General features: G+C 68.2%; 8 protein-coding genes and 1 pseudogene. 3 read left to right on the top strand and 6 right to left on the bottom strand.

Translation table 11 applies throughout. The annotated features are described in order from the left end of the window. The first annotated feature begins 97 nt into the window (after window positions 1-97). On the top strand, window positions 98-313 hold the full coding sequence (locus tag AB0D74_RS49625; RefSeq protein WP_362603034.1) for a hypothetical protein: 216 nt from the start codon (window positions 98-100) through the stop codon (window positions 311-313). 183 nt (window positions 314-496) lie between these two features. Beyond that, a complete protein-coding gene (locus AB0D74_RS49620; RefSeq protein WP_362603031.1) occupies window positions 497-1,435 on the top strand; it encodes a hypothetical protein in 939 nt (312 codons plus the stop codon). Between the two features lie 115 nt (window positions 1,436-1,550). On the opposite strand, the gene AB0D74_RS49615 is transcribed toward AB0D74_RS49620, so the two are convergent. Both AB0D74_RS49615 and AB0D74_RS49610 read right to left on the bottom strand, forming a co-directional pair. After that, window positions 1,551-1,673 carry a hypothetical protein gene (locus AB0D74_RS49615; RefSeq protein WP_362603028.1) on the bottom strand — a complete coding sequence of 41 codons (123 nt, stop codon included), beginning with the start codon at window positions 1,671-1,673 and terminating at the stop codon, window positions 1,551-1,553. A 310-nt stretch (window positions 1,674-1,983) separates the two neighbouring features. Further along, a pseudogene (locus tag AB0D74_RS49610) lies at window positions 1,984-2,232 on the bottom strand (cell division protein FtsK); the annotation flags it as partial. A 202-nt stretch (window positions 2,233-2,434) separates the two neighbouring features. On the opposite strand from AB0D74_RS49610, the gene AB0D74_RS49605 reads away from it, so the two are divergent. After that, the gene (locus AB0D74_RS49605) at window positions 2,435-3,088 is read left to right on the top strand and encodes an MFS transporter (RefSeq protein WP_362603026.1); all 654 of its coding nucleotides are present in this window, start codon (window positions 2,435-2,437) and stop codon (window positions 3,086-3,088) included. A 129-nt stretch (window positions 3,089-3,217) separates the two neighbouring features. Here the strand turns inward: AB0D74_RS49605 and AB0D74_RS49600 are convergent, their stop codons facing one another. Genes AB0D74_RS49600 through AB0D74_RS49585 form a run of 4 tightly spaced genes read right to left on the bottom strand, consistent with a single transcriptional unit; the run spans window position 3,218 to window position 11,836 of the window. Beyond that, window positions 3,218-7,681, bottom strand: coding sequence for an SAV_2336 N-terminal domain-related protein (locus AB0D74_RS49600; protein WP_362603023.1), 4,464 nt, complete (start codon window positions 7,679-7,681; stop codon window positions 3,218-3,220). Further along, window positions 7,678-8,823, bottom strand: coding sequence for a MoxR family ATPase (locus AB0D74_RS49595; RefSeq protein ID WP_362603020.1), 1,146 nt, complete (start codon window positions 8,821-8,823; stop codon window positions 7,678-7,680). Before AB0D74_RS49595 ends, AB0D74_RS49600 begins: the two co-directional genes overlap by 4 nt. Further along, window positions 8,820-10,733 (bottom strand): caspase family protein, encoded by a 1,914-nt coding sequence (locus AB0D74_RS49590; protein WP_362603017.1) that lies wholly within the window; start codon window positions 10,731-10,733, stop codon window positions 8,820-8,822. Before AB0D74_RS49590 ends, AB0D74_RS49595 begins: the two co-directional genes overlap by 4 nt. Further along, window positions 10,730-11,836, bottom strand: coding sequence for a hypothetical protein (locus tag AB0D74_RS49585; RefSeq protein WP_362603014.1), 1,107 nt, complete (start codon window positions 11,834-11,836; stop codon window positions 10,730-10,732). Before AB0D74_RS49585 ends, AB0D74_RS49590 begins: the two co-directional genes overlap by 4 nt. Window positions 11,837-12,005 lie beyond the last annotated feature (169 nt).

Below are 12,005 nucleotides of genomic sequence, written 5' to 3'. Positions count from 1 at the left end.
TACGAGCGCAAGCCGGAACACTTCCTCGCCTTCACCGCCATCGCCGCGACCCTCATATGTCACCGCCGACTCACCAAATGAAATGGCGTCTAAGAACATGCCGAAGGACCAGGGCAAGGCCTTGGCCGACGACCTGCGTCGGCACATCGCCCAAGGCACTGCCCCGGGTGTACCGGCGGCGTCCGCGGCGGCACCGGCGGCTGGCCAGGACGTGGCGAGCCGGTTGGCAACCCTTGATCAGCTGCGCGGGCAGGGGCTCGTCTCCGAGCAGGAGTACGCCCAACGGCGCGCACAGATCCTCGACAGCCTGTAGACATGCGCGCGACGAAGCCTCGGCCGGTGATCAGTCCGCCGGGGCTTCGCGCCAGCCCGGAGCGACTCAGGCACACCATGAGTCGCGCTCCAGTTCACAGCCCAGGCAGTAGGCGCCATGGGTCAGGACCGGATCCGGGAAATGTGAATGCCGCGGTACACCCCGCCGCTTACCGTTCCAGTCATGAACGACGACATGCCTGAGAGCGAAGCGGTACGGCTCTTCACCGTGCCGATCACGCCGGAATTGGCGCAAGAAGCTGCCGACGCCCTCGCGTTCTTCCGCGATCTCGCCGAGAACGCGCTCCCTGCGGCGGACGGCGCTCCCTTCGACGAGAGCGCCACCTCGGTGTTCCTGCGGGAGCGCGCACAAATCGAAGCCCTCGCCGAGCCGCTTCGTGGCGAACGTCGCAAGCTCTACAGCATGTTGATTCAGATCGCGACCCTTACGAAGGACAACGCGATCGACCATGTCCGTGCGCTTGAGCACGACATTTTGATGGATCCGCCGCCGGTGTGGTCGCCGCTCACGCTCAGCCGGGTCGTCATGGAGGGCGTGCTCTTCTCCGAGTACCTGCTCGATCCCTCGATCTCTCTGGCCAAGCGCTTTGCTCGCGTGGCCGGGGTGTGGATGACCGATGCCCTGCACAGCGAGAAGCAGGCGCTGGCTCTGGGCGCAGATCAGCCGGGGGCGTCCGCGATGAAGGCCTACGTTGAGGATTGCCTCCGCAAGTGCCAGGCTTCAGAGCGGCGCAACGTCAGGGACAAGCTGATCGGATACAGCGTCGATGGCGAGGACGCGCCCATGGATCTCAACATCACCGAACGCGCAGCCCGGGCCATGCCGTCGTGGCTGCCGGCCCCGTACCGGCTGACGTCGGGAGCAGCGCACAACCGGCCGTGGATGCTGGACCGTGCGCGGATAGTGGCCGGCGGCGCTGGCCTAGCGGGTGAGGCCGCGACCGTCATGGCGGCGTCCATGGTGGCCATCGGCGCTGTCGAGACCGTGGTCCGCATCTTCGGGGAGTTCTTCGGACTGGACATGAGCAGCGTGCTCGACCAGATGAAGACTGCGCAGCAAGGCTTCCTGTACCGCGCCATCGCCATCGCCCATGGCCAGTAGCTGACGAGGCGTCGCGGTCAGTGGGTACCGTTACGTCCGCCGCTGCCTGAACCCGGGAGGGGCGGCGGTTCCTGGTGGATGGGGATGCACCAGGAACCGCCCAGGGCCGTGGCCCTTAATGGTGGAGCAGCCTTTCGATCAGGGTCCACACCGCGCGCGCTGCAAGTGCGACCCCGAGGCGTTCGGCTGCCTCGCGCATCCACCCCTTGCGGGGCGGGGCGCCGTCGTTCGCCACCATCTGCCCACCTCACCTCATCTTGTTGGGCCGGAGACGCCGGGCTCACCCGGCCCCTCCCCATTGGAGGTCGGAGCGCCGTTGAGCATCCCCGGCCTGCCAACTGATGAGGTGTGGCTGCACGAAGCTATGCCCGCCTGGAGGGCGTGAGGAGAGCGCACGAGGGGCGCGACTCGGCATGCCCCGGCACTTCGCCCCAGCCGTCCCGCGCGGCACACTGTTTCCTGCAGAGGTGAGGGTGGCCACGGGTAGGAGTTGGGTTAGCCTGCGGGCTCGCTGCGCGGGCGACGGCACCCTCGGTGGCCGGGCCGCCGACGAACGCGGAGGCGGCGATGACGCGGTCATCGCCCTCGCTGGACATCCAGCAGATACCCCGGTCGGAGCGGGAGAACATCGTCGCCCGGATGCCGGCCTTGTACGCGCTTATGTCGAGGACCATGTCGTTCGGGGTGTGCCCGACGACCTTCAGTGCGAAGCGCAGGATGGCGTTCGCGCTGATCTCCGGGGACAGCGACTTCGAGTCGGGCCGCTGGGTGGCGATCATGCCGAGGGCCGGGCCCCGCCCCCGAAAGGGGTTGTCCATCGGTACGACCCACTTTGGAGGGTTCCCGCCCGACTGAGGATGGTCTCACATTGTTCGGCATCCCTCCGCCCTGGCCACATAGGCGGGGGCGCGCCGCTGAGCAGGAGACGACGATGTCCCCAACCACCGACCCGGTGACGCAGAGCCCCCCCCCCCCCCCCCGAGAGCGCTGATGCGCCGCGTGGCCGCAGCCAGTTGCGCCGGCACCACGATCGAGTTCTACGACTTCTTCATCTACGGCACCGCCGCCGCTCTCGTCTTCCCCTCCGTGTTCTTTCCTGCTCTCGGCGGGGCAGCCGCCAGCGTCGCCTCCTTCGCCACGTTCGCCGTGGCCTTCGGAGCCCGCCCACTCGGAGCGATGATCTTCGGCCACTTCGGAGACCGCCTCGGCCGCAAGAAGACCCTGATCAGCACCCTGCTCCTGATGGGGGTGTCCACCTTCCTCATCGGCCTGCTTCCCACCGCCAACGCCATCGGTGTCGCGGCCTCCGTCGCCCTGGTCGCACTCCGAGTCGCGCAGGGACTCTCCGTCGGCGGCGAATGGGCGGGGGCGACCCTCTTCCTCTACACCCACCCCGACGTCCTCGACGCGCAGGTGATCGGCGTCCCGGACGAGAAGTACGGCGAGGAGCTGATGGTCTGGCTCCGGATGCGCGACGGCGCCGAGCCTCTGGGGGCAGAGGCCGTCCGGGAGTTCTGTGCCGGCAGGCTGGCCCACTTCAAGATCCCCCGGTACGTACACTGCGCTGAGTCGTTTCCGACGACCGTCACGGGAAAGATCCGCAAGGTGGAGATGCGGGAACAGGCCGTGGAGATCGTCGGATTGCACTCCTAGGCTGTGTCCTGTCGAGCCAACTGTGGTCTTTCATCGTGCCGTTGTTACATGAGCCGCCTGTGAAACGGGCGGCAGGACGGCTCAGCCTGATCACTCACCGGCAAGTTACAGAGGATTTGCCAGGACCAGTCAGCTCCGCCCCTCCGTGACGTCCTGGGGCGACCTGTTGGGTGACGGGTCCTGCCGGGGAGGCTTCACAGTGAGGTCGGCCAACTGAGCGACGAACTCATTCAGCTCGGCCAGTGAGCGGTGCAGAGGGGTCGGGTAGGGCTCGTGCGGCGGTGCTGCGAAGGGCATCAGGTCGAGAAGAGGCGTGTCGTGGCGGTGCTGTACCCGCTGACGCATGTCCTCGATCAGGACCAGCAGCCTGTCGCGGTATTCCTGGTGGAATCGCCGTAGGTCCTCGGCCTTCGGGTCCAGCGGGGGCCGCCCAACAGGGAGGCTAGGCTCTGAGAGGATGCTGCGCTGCGACCCCAGATAGGACAGCAGTCTGATCTCGGCTTCGTGCTTGAAGCTCTCCAACTCCGTGTGCAGTGTGCCGTCCGGGCCGAGGCCGTCCAGCGTCTCCAACCGACGCTGCAAGCTGTCCGCGTACGCCTTCACGCGGGAACGCATTTTCCGCTCGAATGTCTGTAGATCCTCCACCTTGCGGATGAGCGCCGCCACCCCCGCCGGGGGGTGGTGCGCCTCGTGACGGATCCAGACCTTCAGCGCGGGGCCCGTCGACGGGATCCGGGCCACGTCGAACTGCTCCTGGGCCCAAGGCCCGTTCCTGGCGGTGAACTGTTCGTGGAGGGTGTTCGACAGGACCACGTTCATCGGGTTGACCGACCGGCGCAGCTTCTGCCGGACGGCATCCGCTGTGAGCATCTCGCCCGCCTCAACAGCCGCCCTCATCCTGGGAGAATCCGTCTTCCCGTCCCACGGGACGACCGTCATGGCGATGTCCACCCCCCGGCCGCGGAGCGGCTCCACCGCATGGTCGTCGGCGCGGCGGTCCTGGGAGTCGTCCGGGGGCGTCAGTGCCACCTCCAGCTCCAGGAGGCGGTGGGGTAGATGGGCCAGAGCGGTCCGGTCCAGCTGTTTGCCCACGAGGAGATCCACCCGGCCCCAGTCGCCCACCGGGGCCTCGGTGTGCGTCTCGTCCGGACTCAGGATGTCCATGACCAGGGCCCGCACAAGCCGCAGGGCCTCGGCCTCCGTCCGTAGCGTGCGCGCCGTGATTCTGAGGTCGACCGCGACACCCAGCTCGTACTGCTTCTCGGCCTCGACCGGATGGTCCACCGTGCCCCGGGGGCCTGGGCGGGCCTCGGGAAGGCGGGCGAGGAGCGGGGCGATGCCTAGCAGGCTGAGGGACTTGACCACGACCGGGTTGAGAAGGCCGAAGGAGACGGGGCGATCATCGTCGGTGCCGCCCGGCAAGACCACGGGAATGATCGGTCGGGTCCGAGTCTCGTCGTCACTCTGCCTCAGTGCGATGCGGAACAGCTGTGCGGCCTCCGAGTCCCTCACGTCATCGTCGTCGGCTTCAGCCCCCTCTGTGCGGTGCTCCGACCCAAATGGCATGATCATCAGAACGGCGTCGGCCAGCCTCAGTTCGTTGTTCAGCCACGCCGACCAGTTACGAGGCAGGTGAGAAGGCGTTCGCTCGAGTCGTGCTTCGAATCCTTGACGGGTCAGCAACTGGTGTAGCTGGGCGACCTGTTCGACGACGGCTGCGTCGCGTGCGTAGGAGATGAAGACCCGCGGTGTCCGGCGTCCGTGCGACCCGATGTCTCGCTGGTCGCCGTCCGGTCGAGCCGCCGTGGTCGGTAGGGAGACTACGCGGGGCACGTGCCCTAGGTAGCGGTGGCAGGCGTTGCTGAATCCCTTGTCGTTGAACAGGGTGTTGACTCCCAAGACCGACATGCGTGTGTGCTGGGCGTGGTCCTCGGTGAGACTGAAGCCCAGAAGGAATCCGTCACACAGCACGGGCGCGCCGGACAAGGCGATGCCAGTGGAGGGCGGGACGGGGGCCGAGGGCTCGAATGTGTACGCGACACCAGGTCGGGGGGAGGCGGCGAGCAGCGTGCCGGGCACACGGCCGCTTGCGTGCGGCTCGCTACTCCTTGCCATGAGACTGGTGAAGTGGCAGGACCCGAGCATCGCGCCGTCCGTCAGCTGCGCCCACTGGGGGATGGAGAAGAAGCCGTCCGTCTCGGACGCGACGAGACCCTCGCTGGTGAGGAGCAGCGCCGCGTCGAGGGTGTCGTGCTTCCAGACAACGGAGCAGTCGGCCCAACCCACCGGTGCGCGGGTGCCGCGTCTGCTGCTGGCCTTGATGCCGCCCTTTAGCGCGTGTCGGGTCAGGTTGTGGGCAGCGGTGAGGATCACTCGGGGCGACAGCAGGAGCCCGGTGCCCAGATGCCTGATCAGGCTTCCGCCCTGCACCGGGGCCGAGATGTCGGCGATCACGACGATCCGCGCGTCCGACGGTTCGCCCCTTGGTACCGGGAATTCGCCGCCAGCACCCGATAGCGAGACGACATCGGCCTGAGCGACCAGACGGCGCCAGCCCTCATACTGACCGGCGGAATCCGCGGCACCCGTCCCGCCGAAGTTGCGCCAGGTCTCGGGGGCCATCGTGGCGAGGACAAGGACAGGGGCCCGTCTGTCGCTCTCGAGGAGTTCGGAGACGACGCGTGCGAAGCCCTCGACGGTGAAGCCGGGAAGAGACGCGTATGTCTCCAGATCATCGAGCACGACGACCGTGCGGGGACCGACTCGGGGTGCGCCCTGCGTCAACGTGAGCGAGGAGGAGGGCGACCACACCCTCCAGTTGGCCGGAACCCGGTGGAGAGCGCGCATGGCGGCGGAGGTCTTGCCTGTGGCCCGTTCTCCGATCACCACCACAAGTCTGCTCGTCCCGTCGACCGCTTGGTCGACAGCACCGTACAGTCCGGCGTCCACGTCTCCCGGGCCGATCGGGGGATACGCTTCGTCCGGGGGCAGGAACTCCCGGACAGGGAGTCCCACGGGGTTGGGCGTGCTCGTCCGGTCGGCGAACGGAAGGGCGTCCTGGTCCATGGTGCGGCTGCCGTTGCCGCCCGACGTGCCGCGTGCAGCGAGGAAGTCACCGGCCGGACCGGGATCGCGCTCGGTGACGAAGGCCCCCATCTCGCGACGAACGAGTTCTTGTATCGCCGTGACCTCGTCGCGCCGCTGCGAACCCAAGAGCGCCTCACGGATGCCGGTACGGAAGCGGAACGGCATCCGCTCCAGGTCCGTGCGCCCAGCGCGCGCTTCGTGCTCCCACGGTTCGAAGAGTCCTCCGAGCGCGACCTCCGCCAGGTGTCCGGGGTCGGAGGCGGGCAGCATGATCTGCCGTACGAGGTTCATCACCGGCAGGTTCAGCGGTACGGCGGACAGGTAGCCCGCCAGCGCCTGGGCGAGCGGAGAGGCGTCGGCTCGGAAGCGGCGAAGGATCTCGTCGGCGACGGCCGGCCCCTCTCGTGGCGGGCCCGGCGTCGCGAACCTGGGCTCGGGCTCGGTGTCCGGTGTGCGGGGGAGAGGGAGACACGGCAGGCGGCTCCACAGGCCACCGTCTCCCACGAGCCGGGCCAGAGCGGAGATGGCGTCGGGGCTCGCCTCGACGACGGGGACCGCGATGCTCTGGGCCAGGGCGGCACGGTGACGCTGCCGACGGCTGCCCACAGCGTGTCCCAGCCGCCAGGACGCATTGGGCGCGGCCGGCCTGGGTGCCCTGACCAGATGGGGCTGAGGCCGGACGGCGCCGCGGTCCCACAGTCGCCGGGGCAACACGTTGAGCAGGGCAACGGGGTTGTGTGCCGCCCAGTGCCGCAGGACGTCCTGGACCGAGGAGGTGCTCCAGCCACCGGCTACCGTGTCCGTGACGACCAGTACCAGTTGGTGGCCGGACGGGTCGGCGACTTCGTGGACACTGCGCGGCTCGCCGCCGGCACGTGCCACGCGCGGGGTCTCTTGTGGGCCCGTGCCGCTCAGATGCCAGGTTCGCACGTCGCGGAAGATGCCGGTCTGGACGAAGACACGGCGGAGTTCGGTCACCAGGTCGTGCCACAGCAGCATCGAGTGGTGCGTGTCGATGACGAGCGCGAGGTTGAGCCAACGGCCGCGGCACGGACGGAAGACCGGCATGGGCAGGCGCTGTTCGATGGTGCTGCGGACGGTGAGTTCCTCGTCGAGTTCGCTCTGCACGAGGTCGCCGCGCCCGATGGCGGGCCGCCCCAGCGGCCGCAGCGCGCGCATCACGCCCAGGGGGTCGCGCAGTGACGCGGCACGGCGGATGCGGACCAGATCGACAGCGCGCACGGCACTGGTCGCAGCGTCGGTCATGTCGGCGGCACTGTAGAACTGTTCCGCCGTCCCCGTATCGCCGACGGCTGATGGCGATGACGAAGGCTCCGGGGCATGTGGCAAAGGGGCGCTCGGGCCGTCTTCCCTGTCCTGAGGGCACCCTGGCGTGCGATCGCTGCCGCCGTCGACGCGGGCGGCCAGCCATAGGATCTCGGCCAGTTCCTCGGCTCCGGCGTTGGCGCCGGACTCTTCGAAGGCCGCGAACAGTTCCTCGATCATGCCGAGGGGCCGGTCAGCCGTTGCAGGACGGTGTTGAGGAACTTGGTTCGATCGCCGTCGTCGCTCCAGGCTCCGCTGAGTCTGAGCTGTACAGCGTTGAGGAGCTGGTCGGTCGCGAGGTCGCCCTCCACGCGCCGATCGAGGAAGGCCTCGACGAGGTCGCGGTAGGGAGCGTCGTCCGCCCCTTCGTCCAAGGCGAGCCGCTGGCGCACAATCTGATTGAGTTTCTCCTGGCCCGGCGGCTTCAGGTTCAGCTGGATGCAGCGTCGCAGGAACGGTGGGGGGAAGTCGCGTTCGCCGTTGCTCGTCAGGATGACGATCGGGAAGGTGAGGCACTGGACGCGACCGCGTTCGATCTCGACCTGAGGCTTCGGATCGTCCTGCGTGCCGATCTTGACCCGGGGATGACGGGCGGCGATCCGAGAGAGTTCCGGGATTTCGAACGCGCCTTCCTCGAAGACGGTGAGCAGATCGCCGGGAAGGTCGATGTCGCTCTTGTCGATCTCGTCGACGAGAAGCACACGAGGCCGTTCCTGGGCCACCAGCGCGGTGCCCAGGGGACCCAGGCGCAGATACGGTGCGATGGGATCGTCGGCGGGCCGACTTGCGGACGCGGGCACCGCCGGGAGTTCTGACGCGGCCGACCGGGGGTCCGCGTCAGCGGCGGAAGGCCGGTGCTCGGTGTGTGCGACGGCCGCGTTGAGGTGCCGCAGGTTGGCGTCGTGCAGTCGCCCGATGGCGTCGTACTGGTAGAGGCCGTCGCGTAGCGAACTGCGGCTAGTGATCGGCCAGTGCAGTACCGGGCCGAGTTCCAGGTCGGTGGCGATGCTGTGGGCGAGCGTCGACTTGCCCACGCCCGGCTTGCCGGTGACGAGCAGCGGCCGACGCAGATACAGGGCTGTGTTGACGGCGTCTCGCTCCTCCTCGTCGGGTACGTAGCCGGCACCACGGCGGTGGGTTTCTTCCCAGGCGTCACCCGTGGTACCGGGCGGGGTGTACTTGGGGTCGGGCTTTCCCTTGAAGGAGCGCCACGGCGGCCGATGTTCGGCCATGCGCGCCTGCTTCTCTGTGGCGCTCCCCGCACCCCGGTAGATCCACCAGTCCTTGACAACGTCAGCTGCCACCGCGGCGTCCTCATTCATGATGTGAGCGTCTGCCTTTCGGGAATGCGCCCGGGATCGTCCCACATCAGTGCCAGGGGACGACGCCTGATCCGCGCTGTGCGCAGCATGGCGGGCAGCGTGTGTACTTCGAACGGGCCAGGGTCCACGGCCAGGGCGGTGCGGATGGGCTCGGCCGTCCCGACCTGGTCGGCAGCCGGCCGCCGCCAGATGGCGATCGGCACGCCTCCGTCGAGTACGGCGTCCAGGGTGTCCATGATCATGGGCTCGGTGACCTCGGCGAGGACGACCACGGGCGGCTCGGTCTCCTGGAGCGAGGGGCCCAGATAATCGGACACATCACTGTCGCACACCTCGCGTACAGCCTGCGGGTGCCGGCCGCCCTGGGCTTGCAGCCACTCCCATTTGCGGTACCAGGGAGCCTCTGCGGGCCCCTGACGTTCCTCGGGGCAGCGCAGCACCACGTCGTAGAAGCAGCCGAGTTCTCTCATTCTCTCGCCGCGCCATGGGATCTTCCAGGATTCGAACGGCTCGTCCAAGAGGTCGTACGGGAGGTGGAACTCGATACGTGTGGGGGCGTGCGAGCGTCGGGTGGCCAACTGCCGGCCGAGTATCTCCCGGATCGATTGCAGGTCCAGAGACTGACCGGACTCCCATATGCTCTCGAACTCCTTTTGGTAGAGCCACATTCGGGTCCAGTACCGGTTGTTCTCGTCGGGCACGAGCCGCAGGTGGAGGGCGGGACTCTCGGCCGGAGGTTCCGGCGGAGCGGAGATGACTCCCGCGCCGAGCCGTTTGCGGGTGTCATCTACCCAGGCGTCGGCTTTGTCGGCCCAGGTGGCATTGCTTTTCCTGGCCCGGGCGGCCAGGAATCGGATGAATGGCAGGGCGAGCGGGAGGTCGAGGCGTCTGCCCTGCCGGTTGTCGAGGTCCCGGACGACATCCAGAAGCTGAGTCCCCGGGAGTTCGTCACCGGGCGGAGCCGTGCAGCCAGTGGCTTCGAAAGCCCACCTGTAGGCGTCATAGGAGTAGGGGGGTAGCCGGTGGCCTTGAAAGAGGCGCCCGAGTTCGGACCAGGCCTCCTGGTCGAGGGTGGGAGCACTGGACAATCCGGATACAGTGCTGTCCTTGTGGTCGTTCCATCGGTCGCCGAAGAGGGACGATCCGCCCCAGCCTTCGCTGATGACGAACTGGGGCTCCTGCCACGCCGTGCCGTTCGCACGCATGACTTGGAAGTCCGCCCGGACGGCGCCGGCGATGCCTGCCAGACCCTCGACGGCTTGGTCGACCGGCCGGCCGTTAAGGTGCTTCAGAAGCGTATCCGTGAACTGGCCGGCCTCCAGATCCGCCTGATTCTTCGCCGTTTCACCGGCGCGTGCCGCGTAGAGCACGAACTGACGCCGATCGGGGGACAGTTCACCGGCTTCGGGTTCGTTGGTGCCGAACTTCAGATTTCGCGCTTTCCGGGCCTCGACGCGGCACGTGTCTCCCACGGCGACAACGCGGCGGAAGCGCTTCCCGGGCACGTTCGTCGACTGCCACCAGCGCAGGGCGGCCTGGAGATTGAGATGGCGGGTGAAGGCGATCGTGGCATCCGCGCACGGGAGGAGCAACTGACGCCGGAAGTCGAGGAAGCCGTGCCCCGCCCAGTAGATCCACAGGAGATCCCCGTCGCGTTCGGGCAGTTCTTCGAAGAGCGCCCGGTGGACGTTCTCCGACGTGGCCGGAGGGTATGCCGGGGGACCCTGTTCCGTGAGAGGCGAGAGCAGGATGTGGACGTGGGCCTGCGGCACGCCGGCCGTGCTGGTGAGCCAGTCGGCGAAGCGGACGGCGTCCCGTGCCGGGCCGGGAAGCGACCAGCCGCGGATCTGGTACGACTCGATGCCGACGACCAGCGCGAAGACCTTCTCGGGATCGAGGTCGTCGATCACCGCAGAGCCTCACCGATCCGGTCGTAGACGGCACCGAGCTTCCAGTACGCGCTGTGCGACGCGGGGAAGGGCTGACGGCTGCGCACCTCGTGGTCCGCCACCCGGGGATCGCCGGGAAAGACCGGCGCGGCCAGGTAAGAGAGCAGATCCCTGCGGTCGTAGATGTTCAGCCACTGGGGGAAGTCGGGCGGCAAGGTGGCGCCGGGCGGGAGGCCGGCGAGGGCGCCGAGCTCGTGGAGGAACGGGGCCTGGGAACCGACGGTGACCAGCAGCCGTACAGGCAGGGGCTCCTGGCGGATGGCGGCCAGGGCGAGAGCGTCCACTAGGGCGATGCCGCCGAGGCTGTGGCCGATCACGACGGGCGGCTCCGGGCTCTCGGCGATGAGCTGGGCCAGGTGGTCGCGGAGCGGGCCGCCGCGTGCCTGGTAACGAAGGATGTCACCAACCGCCGAGGCTCCGGCCGAGGTGGCCTCACCGCGCTTGCGATCCAGTACGGACTGGGGAGTGAGGCGCTGTCCCAGTCTGAGGAGAACCGCGGAAGCCCGGAGCAAAGCGCCTCGCGCCGTGCCGCCGATGCGGCCGCTGAGAAGGTCGACCATCCGGTCGCGTTCGTCGCCCGTGCAGATCACCGCCTCTCCGCTGTCGGCGAGCAGCGTCGCGACGACGGCACGGCTGACGGCCGTCGTGAGTTCGGCGGCCGAGACGTCGTCCTGAACGACCGCACACGCGTCACGGAACTCGTCAGAGTCCGCGAGCTCGTCCAGCGCGCTGTTGTAGCCGTCGAGGAGACCAGTGTCCTGGAGCAGGCGGGCCAGTTCATCCTCGTCGTACGAACCGGACGAGAGCTCCCTGGGCAACTTACGGAGGCCATCGGCGACCCGCTCGCCGGCTGATTGAAGGCCCGGCATCGCGAGTCCGTCGTCCGCGGTGCCCAACGCGGCGAGGACCCTCAGTTCGCACAGCGGGTCGGTCAGGAGCAGCAACCACTCGGCGGCGTCGGTCTCTTCGGGATCGTCGGTGCCGCGGGTGGTGGCCGTTCCCGGGATGGACGCACCGCCCGCGCCCAGGCTTGAGCCGAAGGCGTCGCCCCAGTAGCACGGCACGACCTCCGCATCTGGAAAGCGCTCCTCCAAGCCCTCCCGAACCCAGCGGAACAGGTCGTCATAGCGTTCCCGACGAACGCCAGTCCCATGGACGAAGACGAAGCGCATGCAGCCCCCCATTTTGCCGTGTGCTGTGGGGAGGATAAGACGCGCAGCGAGGTGGAGGGGC

It is taken from the genome of Streptomyces sp. NPDC048278, from assembly GCF_040652195.1.
Lineage (GTDB): Bacteria > Actinomycetota > Actinomycetes > Streptomycetales > Streptomycetaceae > Streptomyces.
This window is presented reverse-complemented; position numbering and strand designations above follow the sequence as displayed.

Coding starts and splice junctions, on each gene's coding strand:
- AB0D74_RS49620 (WP_362603031.1), top strand. CDS start 497: ATGAACGACGACATGCCTGAGAGCGAAGCGGTACGGCTCTTCACCGTG.
- AB0D74_RS49600 (WP_362603023.1), bottom strand. CDS start 7,681: ATGATCGAGGAACTGTTCGCGGCCTTCGAAGAGTCCGGCGCCAACGCC.
- AB0D74_RS49595 (WP_362603020.1), bottom strand. CDS start 8,823: ATGAATGAGGACGCCGCGGTGGCAGCTGACGTTGTCAAGGACTGGTGG.
- AB0D74_RS49615 (WP_362603028.1), bottom strand. CDS start 1,673: ATGGTGGCGAACGACGGCGCCCCGCCCCGCAAGGGGTGGATGCGCGAG.
- AB0D74_RS49625 (WP_362603034.1), top strand. CDS start 98: ATGCCGAAGGACCAGGGCAAGGCCTTGGCCGACGACCTGCGTCGGCAC.